The organism is Acinetobacter sp. YH12100 (genome assembly GCF_013419135.1).
GTDB classification, from domain to species: domain Bacteria; phylum Pseudomonadota; class Gammaproteobacteria; order Pseudomonadales; family Moraxellaceae; genus Acinetobacter; species Acinetobacter pseudolwoffii.
This window is the reverse complement of sequence record NZ_VPAQ01000012.1, coordinates 105,510-120,842: the sequence shown is the minus strand read 5'-3', so window position 1 is coordinate 120,842 and position 15,333 is coordinate 105,510. Positions and strand designations below refer to the sequence as shown.

Annotated in this window: 15 protein-coding genes and 1 pseudogene; 8 read left to right on the top strand and 8 right to left on the bottom strand. The window is 42.4% G+C overall.

The annotated features are described in order from the left end of the window. Nucleotides 1–253 precede the first annotated feature (253 nt). The 3 genes from FTU40_RS10120 to FTU40_RS10110 form a co-directional block, all read right to left on the bottom strand. Nucleotides 254–1,225 carry a triacylglycerol lipase gene (locus FTU40_RS10120; protein WP_180040699.1) on the bottom strand — a complete coding sequence of 324 codons (972 nt, stop codon included), beginning with the start codon at nucleotides 1,223–1,225 and terminating at the stop codon, nucleotides 254–256. Nucleotides 1,226–1,306: 81 nt separating this feature from the next. Then, the gene (locus tag FTU40_RS10115) at nucleotides 1,307–2,317 is read right to left on the bottom strand and encodes a triacylglycerol lipase (RefSeq protein ID WP_005094261.1); all 1,011 of its coding nucleotides are present in this window, start codon (nucleotides 2,315–2,317) and stop codon (nucleotides 1,307–1,309) included. Nucleotides 2,318–2,704: 387 nt separating this feature from the next. Next, nucleotides 2,705–3,733 carry a lipase secretion chaperone gene (locus FTU40_RS10110; protein WP_180040697.1) on the bottom strand — a complete coding sequence of 343 codons (1,029 nt, stop codon included), beginning with the start codon at nucleotides 3,731–3,733 and terminating at the stop codon, nucleotides 2,705–2,707. Between the two features lie 152 nt (nucleotides 3,734–3,885). On the opposite strand from FTU40_RS10110, the gene truB reads away from it, so the two are divergent. The 3 genes from truB to FTU40_RS10095 all read left to right on the top strand — a co-directional run bounded on the left by truB (nucleotide 3,886) and on the right by FTU40_RS10095 (nucleotide 6,167). Beyond that, a complete protein-coding gene (gene truB, locus FTU40_RS10105) occupies nucleotides 3,886–4,791 on the top strand; it encodes a tRNA pseudouridine(55) synthase TruB (protein ID WP_180040695.1) in 906 nt (301 codons plus the stop codon). 14 nt (nucleotides 4,792–4,805) lie between these two features. After that, nucleotides 4,806–5,573, top strand: a complete 768-nt coding sequence (locus FTU40_RS10100; protein WP_100358174.1) for a TSUP family transporter — start codon at nucleotides 4,806–4,808, stop codon at nucleotides 5,571–5,573. Nucleotides 5,574–5,699: 126 nt separating this feature from the next. Then, nucleotides 5,700–6,167 (top strand): hemerythrin domain-containing protein, encoded by a 468-nt coding sequence (locus tag FTU40_RS10095; protein ID WP_180040693.1) that lies wholly within the window; start codon nucleotides 5,700–5,702, stop codon nucleotides 6,165–6,167. Between the two features lie 148 nt (nucleotides 6,168–6,315). On the opposite strand, the gene FTU40_RS10090 is transcribed toward FTU40_RS10095, so the two are convergent. After that, a complete protein-coding gene (locus FTU40_RS10090; protein WP_180040691.1) occupies nucleotides 6,316–7,194 on the bottom strand; it encodes a DMT family transporter in 879 nt (292 codons plus the stop codon). 310 nt (nucleotides 7,195–7,504) lie between these two features. Between FTU40_RS10090 and FTU40_RS10085 the strand changes: the two genes are divergently transcribed. Then, nucleotides 7,505–7,858, top strand: coding sequence for a hypothetical protein (locus FTU40_RS10085; RefSeq protein ID WP_257223536.1), 354 nt, complete (start codon nucleotides 7,505–7,507; stop codon nucleotides 7,856–7,858). Here FTU40_RS10085 and FTU40_RS10080 read toward each other — a convergent pair. Together FTU40_RS10080 and FTU40_RS10075 are read right to left on the bottom strand one after the other, a co-directional pair. Beyond that, on the bottom strand, nucleotides 7,824–8,309 hold the full coding sequence (locus FTU40_RS10080) for a transposase (RefSeq protein WP_225554184.1): 486 nt from the start codon (nucleotides 8,307–8,309) through the stop codon (nucleotides 7,824–7,826). The genes FTU40_RS10085 and FTU40_RS10080 overlap by 35 nt on opposite strands. Before the next feature lie 47 nt (nucleotides 8,310–8,356). Then, complete coding sequence (locus tag FTU40_RS10075) at nucleotides 8,357–8,662, bottom strand: IS630 transposase-related protein (RefSeq protein ID WP_087547287.1); 306 nt, start codon at nucleotides 8,660–8,662, stop codon at nucleotides 8,357–8,359. Between the two features lie 51 nt (nucleotides 8,663–8,713). Between FTU40_RS10075 and FTU40_RS10070 the strand changes: the two genes are divergently transcribed. Beyond that, entirely contained in the window at nucleotides 8,714–9,532 is an 819-nt protein-coding gene (locus FTU40_RS10070; protein ID WP_257223535.1) for a hypothetical protein, read from the top strand. Between the two features lie 55 nt (nucleotides 9,533–9,587). Here FTU40_RS10070 and FTU40_RS10065 read toward each other — a convergent pair whose 3' ends face one another. Further along, nucleotides 9,588–10,454 (bottom strand): EamA family transporter, encoded by an 867-nt coding sequence (locus FTU40_RS10065; protein WP_074383603.1) that lies wholly within the window; start codon nucleotides 10,452–10,454, stop codon nucleotides 9,588–9,590. Between the two features lie 115 nt (nucleotides 10,455–10,569). Beyond that, entirely contained in the window at nucleotides 10,570–11,802 is a 1,233-nt protein-coding gene (gene serA / locus FTU40_RS10060; protein WP_074383602.1) for a phosphoglycerate dehydrogenase, read from the bottom strand. 354 nt (nucleotides 11,803–12,156) lie between these two features. Between serA and FTU40_RS10055 the strand changes: the two genes are divergently transcribed. The 3 genes and pseudogenes from FTU40_RS10055 to FTU40_RS10045 all read left to right on the top strand — a co-directional run bounded on the left by FTU40_RS10055 (nucleotide 12,157) and on the right by FTU40_RS10045 (nucleotide 15,301). After that, on the top strand, nucleotides 12,157–13,566 hold the full coding sequence (locus FTU40_RS10055) for an FAD-binding oxidoreductase (RefSeq protein ID WP_180040689.1): 1,410 nt from the start codon (nucleotides 12,157–12,159) through the stop codon (nucleotides 13,564–13,566). 171 nt (nucleotides 13,567–13,737) lie between these two features. Beyond that, a pseudogene (locus FTU40_RS10050) lies at nucleotides 13,738–14,819 on the top strand (RNA-guided endonuclease InsQ/TnpB family protein). A 104-nt stretch (nucleotides 14,820–14,923) separates the two neighbouring features. Beyond that, a complete protein-coding gene (locus FTU40_RS10045; RefSeq protein ID WP_005094245.1) occupies nucleotides 14,924–15,301 on the top strand; it encodes a hypothetical protein in 378 nt (125 codons plus the stop codon). Nucleotides 15,302–15,333 lie beyond the last annotated feature (32 nt).

Sequence of the window (15,333 nt, the reverse complement as noted above, 5' to 3'; positions counted from 1 at the left end):
CAGCAAGTGTTTTTTCTGCTTTAATCGCAGCAAGTGCTACCTTAGCTTTAAAGTCATTTGAATGATTTCTTCTTGGTCTACGTGTCATAAAATACTCCATATATTGATGTTTATAACATCATTTGGGAAGCAAAATATCACTTATAAGTGTTGTTCAAATTTCCTGATCCACCTCTCTCCCACCCGAAACGGGCGAGTTAGGTTTTAAGTTGCTGTATTTAAAAATTATGATTGATGGATAACATTGAATGATTTATAAGCCTTGCAGTTTGAGCCGGTTGGCATGTTGGCGATAGAGTGCTATCGGGTCTTGGGCAAAAGGCCCTAAAATGCCGAAGAACTGGTTCACTTCATCGAAATGATTGTGGGCATAGTCCTGACGAATGATCTGACCATAACGTCCACTACATAAAGGTAGAGCGCCATCGTTGGCTTCACCTTTCAAGAAAGTCCCGCCTAAACTGACAATAGTCGATTCAATGATATCCAGAGGATTGGTGGTTTGCCGGTTGCCCATCCAGGAGTAATGATGAATGCCATTGGCTGTGATCTTTATGCCTTGGGTCTGACAGTCTTTAGGAATCGCAGCAGAACCGTATTTTATATTGAAGGCTCGAATGTCTTCAGGATGCATGGCACTTAAGGCGGCTGTGATATTTACGGGATATTGATTTGCTGTTACCAGATTCATGCTGTAGCCCAGAATTGTTCCAATGGCATGAATCAGCGGTTCTAGTAAAGGTGTCTGGCTGGCATTGACAAAAACAGGTGTGCCTTTCATCGCACCTGCAATTGCGGTCAGTGAAGCCACTTTGGCAGGTGCAACAGCTTCAATATATTGAATGGTTGGTCCACCTTGACTATGTCCAATCAGATTGACTTTAGCTTTACCCGTCAGTGCAAGAACTTCGTCAATTTGTAGTAACAGCTGTTCACCACGTAGTTCATTGGATGCAACCGCAGATAATTCCGCGGAAAATACACGCGCACCATGACGGGCTAAATCTTGCGGGATCTGATACCAATAATCTAAACCGATGTTATCGGTTCCAATGCGGTTAAAGCCCAGACCGAAGCCATGGACAAAGATGAGCGGATAATGGGTTTTGGTGTAGCTGGATATAGCGAATTTGGGTGTATATTCAATCAATGGACTCTGCTTGGCATAAGCCAAGGAACAACTGAATCCAATAAATAGACTGAATACCAGGCTTATTATTCTCATTATTCTATCTCTGCTTCATCCGGGAAAATGATGACCGCTTATATAGCAAAGCCTTTATCAATCCTGATAAAGGCGAGCCACTTACAAACCTTGCAGCTTTAAGCGGTTGGCATGCTGACGGTATAACGTCACCGGATCCGGGGCGAATAGACCTTTCAAGCCAAACATCATGTTGGCCAAGTCAGTATGGTTGAGTTTGTAATTGTCATTAATCACTTTGCCCATATAAGCACTACAACGTGCGACCATACCATCATTGTTTTTATTGCCATAAGACAGTGGGCCCAGTTGCATTAAAATCGTATCAATGTCTAAGGCATTGGTGGCTTGTGCTACACCTGTCCATGAATAGTAATAAATACCTTTAGAATCTTTAGGTTTGAGGTTTTTATTACAGTTCTCAGTCGCTGCTAAAACGCCGTCTTTGACTGCTTCTTTTGCAACAGTTGCATTAAAGTTTTTTGATTCTGTTTGGGTTAATGATTTCATGGATGCATCAAAATCGATTTCTAATTCAGGTTTAAGCTGAGCGAGTGCAATTAAAGGTCCCACAATATAGTCACCTAAAATATTAAACGCGGTGCGGCTTAAACTATTGCTTTGAATATCGTCAGCAACTTTAGAACCATGATAGGTACCAGCAACGCCTGTAATCGATGCCAGATATTCTGGTTTAGTGGCAGCGACATAGAGCACGGTTGGCCCGCCATGAGAGTGACCAATCAGGTTGACTTTGTGTTTGCCGGTGATTGCTATCACATCTTCAACCTGGCTGATCAGCTGTTCACCGCGATGTGCTGTCTTATTTGCCGGAGACAACTGTGCAGCAAAGACGGTAGAACCATTGCGTGCCATATCCGGTAGAATCTGATACCAGTAATCCAGCCCGATGCTGTCGGTGCCAATGCGTGACCAGCCTAGCCAGCCATGTACCATCAGAATAGGATATTTGGTTTTGGCATAATCAGATCTGGCCTTTTCAGTGACCTGTGTCGCACTTGCCGCGGCATGGGCCTGTGCAGAAAAGCTTAATCCCAGAGTTGTTGCTAAAGTCACAGTCAGTAACTGTGCTGTCTTGCTGAAAGTACGCATAAGCATCCCTTTTTAATTTTATCGTTATTAAAGCAATCATTGCTTTTCTAGAGTGTTATAAGCCACAAAAGCAGACTTTGGACCATACAGTTTTGGCCTTCTATGGCTGAGCAATTTTTCTTTTGAGTAGCGGTATTTTTTCACTTCAACGCGCTAAAACCATGTCATTTTAGGACACGACAGAGAGAAGAGATTTACATTGTAAGAATATGTTTTATTTACGGCTGTATTTAAATTTTAAGTTGTTGAAATACAAAACACTCATTACGGTTATTTTGTGTAAACAAGAAATATTTAGAAACAAAGTTAGGGCGGGAGATATGAAGGCATAAAGCTTTCGATATGAGGATCATAAAAAAAGCCATCAACAGGTGATGGCTTTTAGGCTTAATTCGCAAAGGGCAACTTGCCGCCTTGATCATGAATCTGTTCAAAGGTTTCGACCCGCAGCTGGTCATTCGGCTGTTGAAAACGTTGCTGGCGCAGCTTCTCGACGGCTTGCTGTTTGGCGCTGTCACTCATGCCACTTTGCATGATGCTATCCCGTTCATTGAGATACGTCGTGACACTGGATTTCCAGCTGGCACGTTCGCCATCCAGTTGCTCCAGACGTTGCGTGGCTTCAGGGCCGACCAGGTTTAATCGCATTTGACGAATCTCTGCATTTGAGCCACCACGCGCTTTAATGTCTGCGCTGAGTTTGCGTAAATCTTCGAGTTTATTCAGTTGTTCCAGATTTTCCTGCCAGTCTTGTGGCAATTGTTCAAACAGATTTTTGAGCTTCTGGGCTTTTTCAGACTCGCTTAAGCTGTTGTCTGCCAGCACGGCCATACGGTCAAGCGTATATTCATGATAGGTGTCTTCGGTACCAAATAAACCTTCAATTTCATAATTAGAAAAATATTGTTTACGCAAATTCTGGGTGCTGCTATAGATGCTGCGGTAATAGGCCGGATCTTCCTGATCGAGGCCTGTCGGTGCAGTCAGTTGGCCTAAACCTTGACGATACTGAATATAGCGATCCCATAAATCCAGAATTTGTGAGAGAGCGGGTTCTTTATGATTCTGGCGAATGTAAGTTTTAAAATCCTTTTGAATCTGCGCCAGATTTTTTTCACCAAACTGGGTAATAAAATATTCAAAACAGTTTCGAGTCTGTTCATTGACGGTCAGACGGTTACTCGCATCCAGCTGCATCTGGCAATTGATTTCGGTATCTTGCTGGCTGGCACTGGAAAACGCTGCATTGGCAGGGCTGGTCATACTTAATGCGGCAGGTTCGCCGCGGCGTTCACTAAGAGGTGATTGGCCAATAGTCTCTGTCTGTGATTCATTCTGAGGAGATAGCCAGAGCATCAGGGTGATAAAGCACAGCACCACCAGAGCCAGAATGATCCATATTTTGTATTTCTGCATATCCTATGCACCTGTTTTTTCGGTTTCATTATTTTTAGAGTTTTGATTCAGCTGAATATGCCATAAAAATCATCAGATACCATAGAAAAGTTGTAAATCATCGCACAGGGTCTTACCATGGCGCCAATTTATAAAATGTCTGATTTTTTGCCATGAAAGCATCATCTCCTAAAATTCAGCGTCGTCATCTTAGTGGTGTCTTCCTTTTGAATAAACCCTTGGGCATTAGTTCTAATGCTGCATTGCAAAAAGTTCGCTGGTTGTATCGTGCACAAAAAGCAGGCCATACCGGGGCACTGGATCCTCTGGCCTCGGGTTTATTACCGATATGTTTAGGTGAGGCGACCAAGTTTTCGCATTATTTATTAGATTCAGTCAAGCGTTATCAAACGACGGTCTTTCTTGGACATAGCACCACCACCGGCGATGTTGAAGGCGAAGTCTTATTAGAAAAAGCGGTTCCTGAACTTTCGGAAGCGTTAATTCAAGAAACCTTGACACAGTTTATCGGTGATATCCAGCAAGTGCCACCGATGTATTCGGCGCTGAAAAAAGAAGGTCGTCCTTTATACGAACTGGCACGTAAGGGCATCGAGATTGAACGTGAAGCGCGCCCGATTAGCATTCTGGCCATTGAGCTTTTATCCTTTACTGAAAATAGCATCACGCTGGATATTACCTGCTCTAAAGGGACTTATATCCGGGTACTCGGTGAAGATATTGCCAAAGCCTTGGGTACTTACGGTCATCTGACCTATTTACACCGCATTAAAACCGGTCATTTTGATTTGATCCCGAGTTATACCATTGAATATCTGGAAAGCTTGAATGAAGACGAGCGTGATAGGTTGTTGTTGCCGGCTTATGCACCGGTGCAACATTTCCCGCAAATCCAAGTGCCAGAAGGGCGGGCAGAATATTTTAGCCGTGGCATGGAAAGTAATATCGAGCACGATGCAGCTGAACAGGTCTTGGTTTTTGATGGTGAAAAATGTTTAGGCCTGGCGGAAATTAGTGATAAAAAACGCCTGTTGCCAAAACGCGTCTTAAACCTCTAAGCAAGGTCTGAAATATGGATATTGAGATCATCATCAGCCTGATTGTCTTTGCATTTTTTGCAGGGGCAATTGATGCTGCTGTAGGCGGTGGTGGTCTGATCCAGATTCCGGCAATTATGGGCAGTCTGCCGCATTTACAGCCGGCTACCGTATTTGGTACCAACAAACTGGCCTCGATTTTTGGTACTGGCTCTGCGGCATTTTCCTATTTGCGTCAGGTAAAACTGCCGTGGTTGCTCTTGGGCGTGATTGCAGCTTGCAGTTTCATCAGCTCGTTTATTGGCGCGGCCAGTGTCACCTTGATTCCGGTCGAAATCCTCAAACCTTTTGTATTGATCATGCTGATTGTCATCGCGATTTATACCGTGATGAAAAAGCAGTTTGGTCAGGTGCATGTTCAGCAAAAGCTCACCAAGAAAATGTTGGCATTGGCAGTTTTGGGCAGTCTGGCCATCGGATTTTATGACGGAATTTTCGGGCCGGGTACGGGCAGTTTCTTTATTTTCTTTTTCATTCGTTATTTAAGTGTCGATTTTTTACATGCTTCAGCTTTATCTAAAATTGCCAATTTCACCACCAATCTGGCAGCGTTAACTTTCTTTATTCCCAGCGGCAATGTGCTATTTATGGTCGGGGCGATGATGGCGGTGGCCAATATCTGTGGTTCCTTGCTGGGTGTCAAATTAGCCTTTAAATATGGCAGTGGCTTTATCCGGATTTTATTCCTGATTCTGGTCAGTTTACTGATTTGCCGGATGGCCTATCAGATGTTCTTTATATAAGAATAGATGTAAACCATTCTCAATATTAAAGTTTTTTATACAATTTGTACTTATAAAACCTCCTGAACCCATGCCATTTTCTTTCTATGATGTAAAAAGGCAGGGCGAAAACAGGAGAAAAATTAGATGACCACCATTTTTGAAGCATTAAGAGAAAGTCATGAAATTCAGCGTGATCTTGCAGAAAAATTACTACAAACTTCAGGGGATACAGCAGAACGTCGTGAGCTGTTCAAACAACTCAAGAATGAATTATTTGCCCATGAAGCGGCTGAAGACCGTTATTTCTATATTCCCCTGATGATGACCGATTCGGGCTTGAATATCACCCGGCATGCCTTGGCCGAACATCATGAAATGGACGAGATGATTGAAGAGCTGACTGCAACAGAATTGAGTAATCCGGGCTGGATTGCAATTGCCAAAAAGCTTTCCGAAAAAGTGCATCACCACTTAAAAGAAGAGGAACATGGTTTCTTCCAGCAGGCGGGTAAAATTCTCGGTGAAGAGCAAAAGACCGCTTTAGCAGTGCAGTACAAGACTGAATATCAACGTTATAAAGACATGAAAAAAGATATGCTGGTACAAAGCTAAATTTTAACTTCAAATCAAATAAATAAAAAAGATGGCGCTACAGCCATCTTTTTATCCGGATTCATTTCTTTGAGGTATTTCTTCCAAATGAAGAAAGCACAAGAATGAATGAAAATATTGAGTCAGTTGCCCAGATCCCAATCAGGCTTTATGCACTCCGCTCTGCAGCTCCTTGACGCGCGGCACGTACTGTCACACCGACAGAGGCCAGCATAATACACACCAGAGCGACCGCTTGCAGTACCGTGATTTTCTCACCCAATAACAGAAAACCGGTCAAAGCTGCTAAAGCCGGAGAGAGGCTGGACAGGGTGCCATAGCTCATTTTGTTTAAATGCTGTAAGGCTTTTAAATCGAGGGCATAAGGAATCGCGGTGGCCAGAATTGCAATCACAATGGCCTTGCCCCAATGTTGTGTATCAATCAATGCGGGCGCATTGTTGTAGAGACCGATCGGCAGCAGACACAATGCTGAAATACTGATGGCAATGGTCAGTGCATGCATGCCGATATTCTGCTGAACCACACGTTGACCAAAGAAAATATATAATGCCCAGCAGAAACCTGCCCCCAAGGCACAAGCTGCGCCCAACAGGTCGAAATTACTGCTATTGGCCTGTCCCCATGGCACCATCAGCGCGATGCCCAAAATGGCCATCAATACCCAGATATAATCACTACGGTGTTTAATCGACAGTAGAGCTAGGCCCAAAGGGCCAATAAACTCCAGACCTACTGCAATGCCCTGCGGTAAACGACCAAGTGACAGATAGAATAAAATATTCATGACCCCTAAAGTCGCGCTATAGCAGAGTAAATCCCGCCATTTTAAAAAAGGCAAACGTGAAATTATTTTCCAAGAGCGGAACATGACGCAGACAATGATTGCAGCAAAACAGAGTCTTAAAATGGTGACAGTAATCGGATCCAGTACACTAAACAGCTGTTTGGCAAAAGATGCACTGATCTGGTACGAAGTCATGGACAAGACCATGAAGAATACGGCAAGAAGTTGGGCGTTTGGCATGGAAGCAGCTTCTACCCAGAGCGGGTGAAAATGAGAAATAGAAAGAAATGAAATTATAGCAAACTGGTTGATTTTTGCTGAGTAGGCCAGAGCAATATTTTGTGAATGCAACTTAAGTTTGGAGATAATCAATTTACATTTTAGCTCAATCAAATATGTGAAGTTTTAAATTCAAAATTAAACTTACCTCAGGTGTGGTTACAAATTAATCAATTTTTAATTTGATCTTATTTTTATATTTATTAAAATATCTTAGATCCCAATTCGGGGCAGCATTAAAATAACAATGAAAATAATAAGGTAGATAATAATGAAATTACGAATACTTTCTTGCGCCATTTTGGGCTGTATGCTTGCAGCATGTGGTAGCTCTGATAATTCGGATAATAATACACCAGTCCCTAGCCAACCGGCTCCGACCAATCCAGGTAATCCGAACAATCCTGGAACCCCGGGTGATGGAGCATCAGACACAGTGTCGGAATTCTACAACTATCAGTTCAACTTGCCGAATGCTGATGCAGCAGACATGGAGTCGAAAAAACTTCTATTGGCCAGTCATAAAAATAAAATTACTGACGGCATATTATATGCGGATGATAACAGTGTCGTGGATACTGAATATATAGCTAAATACCAAATAAATCATTACAGTAATCTTTAAATAATTTATCAATATCTTTAACTCTAAACTTATTTCGAATTGCCTTGACTCGCGACCACATATTTTCTATTGGATTTAAATCTGGACTATATCTAGGAAGCCACACAATGTAATGGCCTGCACAACGTACCAACTCCTGAAGTCTTTTCCCTTTGTGAAAGGTCGCATTGTCCATAATCAAAACACTGCTTTCTTTCAACTTAGGTAATAAATCCTGTTCAATCCAACATTCAAATACTTCTGTGTTCACTGAACAATTAAACACACCAACTGTCAGTAATCTATTTTCAATGATTGCACCGATCGCATTACTGCAATTCTTCAACTGCCAGTTAAATTTACCTTCAGCACGTGTTCCTTGAAGGCTATAACTATGGGTTCTGGTACTTTCACTTTGAAAACCACTTTCATCTATGTAAATCAGAGGCAATTTCCCTTCTAAACACTCTATGAGATTTTGAAATTGCTGACGTTGATTTTGATCTGCTTTAGGATGCTTTAACGTCTTTTTTTACGCGATATTCCTGCGGCATGTAACGCATTAAATACCGCATGAGTGCTTACTCCTAAACGTTCAGCTCGCTCATACTGATAATCATCAGGATATTGTTCAACATCCTTCAATATTTGCTCTCTGCTAATTTTAGCTGGACGGCCAGGAATAGGTTTGTTTGTAGTGGATTTTTTCCAGTTCTGAATTGTCTGTATACAGATGTTAAAATGCTGTGCTGCTTTTCGCACAGACATTTCATCTCGAATCATAATTTCTATGACTTTGTCTTTAAAATCTTTTGAATATCCCATATCTCTATTGTTCTATAGTTTTTAGGATTTGGCTATAATATTGAGGAGAACATGGTGTTCCCGACTTATGTCACCGCCAAAGGGGTATTTCCTGCAGATCGGACCCGTAGAGCATTCGGCTATAAGCTGGAAAAAGTACTGGAAAATACGACCACTCAATTTAAGAGTCGTCCTGTGACCATACCGGAGAACAACATCAGTAATCATCGGCATATAGAGTGGTACGACCTGTCAGGAAAAGCATTAACTGAACGTACCAATATTGCTGTGGTGAAAATGTATGAGGATGCTGCAACCAGAGTGTTATTTAATAGTGATAATACGACAGCCGCTGACCGTAAATATTATAATGAGTTTGCAGCCAATTTTATTGATTTGCAGAAGGCGCGCACATTCCCGAATGGATCTAAATGTTTCCGTCTTCAGGCTGAACATCCGGAAGAAGAATATATTGAATTTGATCCGGAAACAAAAACTGACTATCGCACGCTGGCTGATTGGCAGGCACAAATGTCTGTCCAGGAGCTGGCAAAAATTATTCTAGATGACACCATGGCTGGCTTGAAATATAAAAAGGCAGAATATAAAGATGCTGCTATGCAATATTACAAATATTTTGGTGCGATCGAATATCAAGGAGGAATTTATAACAGTGCGTTCTCGGAACATGGAGAACATATTGATCACAACGATTATGTTGCCCAATCACGAAAAGTGGCTTTAGACAAATTAAAGGAAAATGATGCCAGTCCTTTAATGATCAAATGGACAGAATACACTTATGATCAGCTTGCTTTTGCATGTGATGGCTATAATGTGACAGCAGCCACGGTATTAAATACGGCGATTAAAGACGCAACACCACGTTAAAATGATTCTAATAAAGCTATCTTAAATAAAGGCGCTATAGCGCCTTTATTTTTATTCAATGTTTTCGTCTTTGACTGGTCACCGTACAGCCAATTGAAGCACTAATAATCGTGGCCAGTGCCAGCCATTGTGTCCACAATAAAGTTTCACCCAGGAAGATAAAACCAGAGAGTGCTGCGATTGCAGGTTCCAGACTCATCAATGTACCAAAACTCAAGGCGGTTAAATTTCGCAGGGCAATCATTTCCAGGGTAAAAGGCAGGGCGCTGGCCAGCACAGCCAGAGCCATGAAATATAACAGGCTGATGGGTTCAAATGTATGCGCAGGAATGCCAGCAAAAAGCGCAATTGGCATCAGCACCAGCATCCCGACCAACATGCCCAAGCACACAGTATGGTTGCCGGAAACCCCGGAAGGCTTTTGCCCAGCGACGATGTATAGCGCCCAACAGGCACCCGCACTTAGGGCAAATAGAATCCCGACCGGATCAAGTGGCTGTGCAGCCTGATCAAAGGGAAACAGCAGAATCAGGCCTAAAATAGCCAATCCGACCCAGACAAAATCAAATTTTTGCCGCGCATAAAACAGCGCCACACTTAAAGGGCCAATGAATTCAAAAGCAACCGCAATGCCCAGCGGCAAGCGATCAATAGACAGATAAAACAATAAGTTCATGCCAGCCAGAGCTAAGCCATAGCTCATAATTGCTAACCATTTCACCTGTTTGAAATGAATTTGCCAAATTTTAAAAATCAATGCCAAAATTACAGCACCCAAAAGCAGACGCATGGCTGAAACGGTCAGAATGGGAAACTGACCGAACAGATATTTGGCAAAGGAGCCACTGCTTTGCATACTGATCATCGCGATCAGGAGAATCAGTGGCGCTTGTACAATAGGTGCAATTTTAAAATTCAGCATAACTCAATAGGTTTCGATTTCTCGAAGAGCGGAAGAACAGTAAAGGCTGAAAAATAAAAACCTTAAAAAACAAAAAACCACAGCCCGAAAGCTGTGGTTCTTGCATATCGTTAAATTAGAACAGTACGCGTACGCGGATTGTTCCTTCAACTTCATGTAGGGTATCGAGTGCTTCTTTAGATGCAGTCGCGTCTACGTCCATCACCAGGTAACCGACATCACCTTTGGTCATTAAAGACTGGCCAGAGATGTTAATACCGTGTTCAGCAAACAGGTTGTTGATCTTAGAAAGAACGCCCGGCATGTTTTTATGAATGTGCAGTAAACGGTGTTTACCTTCAGTCAATGGCAGCGCAATTTCCGGGAAGTTCACTGCAGATAAAGTCATACCTTTATCTGAATAGGCAACGAATTTCTCAGCAACTTCCAGACCGATGTTGGCTTGTGCCTCCATGGTCGAACCACCCACGTGTGGAGTCAGGATCACGTTTGGAAGGTTACGCAGTGGAGAAACGAATTCTTCACCATTGGCTTTCGGCTCTTTCGGGAATACGTCTACTGCAGCACCAGCAATGTGACCAGACTTGATCGCATCTGCCAGATCTTCAATTACGACACATGTACCACGTGCCGCATTCAGGAAGATTGAACCTTCTTTCATTTGTGCAAACTGTTCTTTGCCAAAGAAGTTACGGGTAGATGGCAGATCTGGAACGTGTAACGTTACTACGTCTGCATTGGCAAGTAATTCGCCCATAGAGCCGACCTGACGTGCATTACCTAAAGGTAACTTGGTCACCGCATCATAATAGGTTACTTTCATGCCCAGGCTTTCCGCCAGTACAGAAAGTTGTGAACCGATTGAACCGTAACCTACGATACCTAAAGTTTTACCACGTGTTTCGAATGAACCGACAGCCGACTTGTTCCAGCCACCTGCATGTGTATCTGTTGATTTTTCAGGTACACGGCGCAGAAGCAGAATCGTTTCTGCCAATACCAGTTCAGCAACCGAACGGGTATTTGAGTAAGGGGCGTTAAATACCGGAATACCGCGACGCATCGCAGCATCAAGGTTCACCTGGTTGGTCCCGATACAGAAACAACCTACTGCAATCAGTTTGTTCGCAGCTTCAAATACTTCTTCAGTCAGTTGAGTACGGGAACGAATACCGACGAAGTGAGCATCTTTAATCGCTTCTTTCAACGCTTCGCCTTCGAGCGCTGTTTTACGATAGTCGATGTTGGTGTATCCAGCTGCATTCAATGTATCGATTGCGTTCTGGTGAACGCCTTCTAACAATAGAAAACGGATTTTATCTTTAGGTAGAGATAGATGTTGGCTCATTACGGCTCCGCTACAAAGGCCAAATTTAGTCGCGGTATAATAGCACAGGAAAAGGGCGGTTATACATTTCCTTGATGACAGTCACCTCAGGTATTTTGAGTAGATATATGAACAATGCTGCTAATTCTGGTTGAATTAAATCTGTATTTTCAAAGGTATATTATCAAAATTGTCATTTTTCGCGGGAAACCCCAAAAAATAGCTTATAATATTGCGCCATGCTGTTTAAGCTGCCATTTTTGGTGCTTTAATCATCATGTTTCGCCTGATTTGTGTACAGGTTTTTATGCCTAAAAAATATGCAAATAAACCAGCGAAGTCTCTCTTGTTTAAATCATGCTAGGTCTGCAAACGATGAATGCTCCAGTCGCTTTAACCCCTGAGTTATTGACCCAATTAACTGCAATTGTGGGTGAAAACCGTATTAAAACCGATACGGACAGCCTCCAGAATTGGGGTCGCGATCATACTAAGCACTTTGATCCAAACCCATCGGTCATCGTTTTCCCATCAACAACTGAACAGGTTCAAGCAATTGTGAAGCTTGCCAATCAGTTCAATGTTGCCGTGACTCCATCGGGTGGTCGTACTGGCCTTTCAGCCGGTGCCGTGGCTGCTGATGGCGAGATCGTGGTCAGCATGGACAAGATGAACCAGATTCTGGAGTTTTTCCCGGCAGACCGTATGGTACGTGTGCAAGCGGGTGTAGTGACTGAACAACTGCAAAATTATGCTGAAGAACAGGGCATGTATTACCCGGTTGACTTTGCTTCTGCGGGTTCATCACAAATTGGCGGGAACATTGGTACCAATGCCGGCGGTATTAAAGTCATTAAATATGGTATGACCCGTAACTGGATACTTGGCCTGACGGTAGTGACCGGTAAAGGTGATGTACTGCGTCTGAACAAAGGCATGATCAAGAATGCAACCGGTTATGCGCTGCAACACTTATTCATTGGTGGTGAAGGTACACTGGGGCTAGTCACTGAAGCAGAAATCAAGCTTGAACGTCAACCGCAAGACCTGCAAGTGATGGTGCTGGGTGTCACTGATTTTGATGCAGTCATGCCCGTGCTTCATGCATTCCAGGCGAAAATTGATTTAACCGCATTCGAGTTTTTCGGTGAACTGGCAATGCAAAAAGTATTGGCCAATGGTCATGTACAACGTCCATTTGAAACTGAATGTCCATTTTATGTTTTGCTTGAGTTTGAAGCGCCGTTTGAGCCGATTATGGACAAGGCGATGGAAATTTTTGAGCATTGTATGGAACAAGGTTGGGTACTGGACGGCGTTCTGAGCCAAAGTCTGGACCAAGTCGAAAGCTTATGGCGTTTACGCGAAGACATCTCTGAGTCAATCGCACCGTTTATTCCATACAAAAATGATATTTCAGTATTGATCACGCACGTTCCTGCATTTATTAAAGAAATTGATGCAATTGTTGCAGAGAACTATCCAGACTTTGAAATTTGCTGGTTCGGTCATATCGGTGACGGTAACTTGCATTTGAACATCTTGAAACCAGCGGATTTAAGCAAGGATGAATTCTTCGCTAAATGTCAGGTAGTAAACAAGTATGTCTTTGACACCGTGAAAAAATATGATGGTTCAATTTCAGCCGAACATGGCGTAGGGATGACCAAGAAGCCATACCTTGAATATTCACGTTCTGCGGAAGAAATTGAATATATGAAAGCCCTGAAACAAGTGTTCGATCCAAATGGCATTATGAACCCGGGTAAATTATTTGATCTTTAATCTGATCGGATTTTAAAAGTTTACAAAAGCGCATCGCAAGTTGCGCTTTTTTTATCAAATGAAGCGTAAAACTCTGTCCTTCAGAGCAGAGATATAAGCGACACGACATAAGATGTCGTTTTAAGAATTGCCCCACATAGGGTATAGAGAAAAAATTGTTAATATAACCACATGAAAACACTCAAATTACGCATAAAAGACAAACATTGCAAGGTGCTAGACCAATTGGCATCTGAGGTGAATTTTGTCTGGAATTATGTCAATGATTTAGGGTTTAAACATCTAAAAAGAAAAGGTGAATTTCTATCAGCTTATGATGTTGCCAAGTACACCAAAGGCGCATCGAAAGAATGCAATCTACATAGCCAAACCATTCAGGCTGTTACAGAAGAGTTAATCACTCGAAGAAAACAGTTCAAGAAAGCAAAGCTGAAATGGCGTGTGAGCAATAAGAAGTCAGCGAGAAGATCACTTGGTTGGATTCCTTTCAAGAAAGTAGCAATCAAATATGCTGATGGATATGTTCAGTACGGCAAGCATCAATTCAAGTTATGGGATAGTTACGGATTAAGTAAATACAGCGTGAGAACAGGCTCATTCGTTGAGGATAGTCGTGGACGGTGGTATGTATGCCTTGTAGTGGATTCATCTAAGCAAAATAAACCTACTGCAACTAAAGCGATTGGTATTGATCTAGGTTTAAAAGACGTTGCCACCTGTTCTGATGGTACTGTAATTTCAAATCCTAAGTTCTATCGAAAATATGCACAGAAATTAGGTATTGCTCAACGAGCCAAGAATAAAAAACGTGTACGTGCATTACACGCTAAAATTGCCAATTGTCGTAAAGATCATTTGCATAAGGCAAGTACCATGCTTGTGAGAGAAAATGCACTGATTGTTGTTGGCGATCTGAGCGCGGGTAAACTTGTAAAAACTAAAATGGCAAAATCTGTTTTAGATACAGGTTTTTCAGCATTCAAAACAATGCTCAAGTATAAATGCGAGAACGCAGGGGCAATTTTTGAAGAAGTAAGTGAGAGATTCACAACCTGAGAAACATTGTTTCGCAAGGTTCGTGCTGTGGTGAGATCACTTCTAGCAGTCCGAAAGGTAGAGCAGATTTGCGAATAATAGTATGGGAGTGTGAATGCGGAAGTTCCAATAACAGGGACGAAAATGCAGCTAAGAACATACTTGCGCTTGGGCATAAGCGTCTAGTAGTAGGAATCACCTCCGTTTCAGGGAGGTGAGGATGTCAATGCTGTGTAAATGGGGTTACATAGTCTAAATAGCGTTAAGCTGAAAAGCGCGGCATGATAAATTTGTATAATAAGGATAATCTGGGTTAAACGATATGTTACGGTTATTAGCGGTTACAGCTTTAGGTCTGGGTATGATGATGTCGGGTTGTACCACTACCCAGCAGGTGATTGCAAAAGTGCAGTCTTCTTCGGATACACCTTTGGATCAGGTACTTAAAATGAGGCCTGATTTACGTAATGAACTGGCAACAGTCGAGATTCGTCAGTTTTTTAATAATGTGGAGTCACCCACCGTTGGGCAGGTGAAAGTGACTGAAACAGGTTTGTTGGATGATTCGGTCAAATCAGTTCAGACCATTTATCATTTCAAAAAAGAACAGAAAAGCTGGAAAATGCAGAATGCTGAAAAGTTATATCAGTGTGCACGTGGTTCAAATACCAGAAACTTCCAGAAAGCAGCCTGCCCATAATAGTGTTTGATCTTTAGTCAGAATTTGGTTAA

Excerpts from the sequence above, each read along its gene's own strand:
- FTU40_RS10120 (WP_180040699.1), bottom strand. The coding sequence starts at position 1,225 with ATGAGAATAATAAGCCTGGTATTCAGTCTATTTATTGGATTCAGTTGT.
- FTU40_RS10115 (WP_005094261.1), bottom strand. The coding sequence starts at position 2,317 with ATGCGTACTTTCAGCAAGACAGCACAGTTACTGACTGTGACTTTAGCA.
- FTU40_RS10110 (WP_180040697.1), bottom strand. The coding sequence starts at position 3,733 with ATGCAGAAATACAAAATATGGATCATTCTGGCTCTGGTGGTGCTGTGC.
- truB (WP_180040695.1), top strand. The coding sequence starts at position 3,886 with ATGAAAGCATCATCTCCTAAAATTCAGCGTCGTCATCTTAGTGGTGTC.
- FTU40_RS10100 (WP_100358174.1), top strand. The coding sequence starts at position 4,806 with ATGGATATTGAGATCATCATCAGCCTGATTGTCTTTGCATTTTTTGCA.
- FTU40_RS10095 (WP_180040693.1), top strand. The coding sequence starts at position 5,700 with ATGACCACCATTTTTGAAGCATTAAGAGAAAGTCATGAAATTCAGCGT.
- FTU40_RS10090 (WP_180040691.1), bottom strand. The coding sequence starts at position 7,194 with ATGCCAAACGCCCAACTTCTTGCCGTATTCTTCATGGTCTTGTCCATG.
- FTU40_RS10085 (WP_257223536.1), top strand. The coding sequence starts at position 7,505 with ATGAAATTACGAATACTTTCTTGCGCCATTTTGGGCTGTATGCTTGCA.
- FTU40_RS10075 (WP_087547287.1), bottom strand. The coding sequence starts at position 8,662 with ATGGGATATTCAAAAGATTTTAAAGACAAAGTCATAGAAATTATGATT.
- FTU40_RS10070 (WP_257223535.1), top strand. The coding sequence starts at position 8,714 with ATGGTGTTCCCGACTTATGTCACCGCCAAAGGGGTATTTCCTGCAGAT.
- FTU40_RS10065 (WP_074383603.1), bottom strand. The coding sequence starts at position 10,454 with ATGCTGAATTTTAAAATTGCACCTATTGTACAAGCGCCACTGATTCTC.
- serA (WP_074383602.1), bottom strand. The coding sequence starts at position 11,802 with ATGAGCCAACATCTATCTCTACCTAAAGATAAAATCCGTTTTCTATTG.
- FTU40_RS10055 (WP_180040689.1), top strand. The coding sequence starts at position 12,157 with ATGAATGCTCCAGTCGCTTTAACCCCTGAGTTATTGACCCAATTAACT.
- FTU40_RS10045 (WP_005094245.1), top strand. The coding sequence starts at position 14,924 with ATGTTACGGTTATTAGCGGTTACAGCTTTAGGTCTGGGTATGATGATG.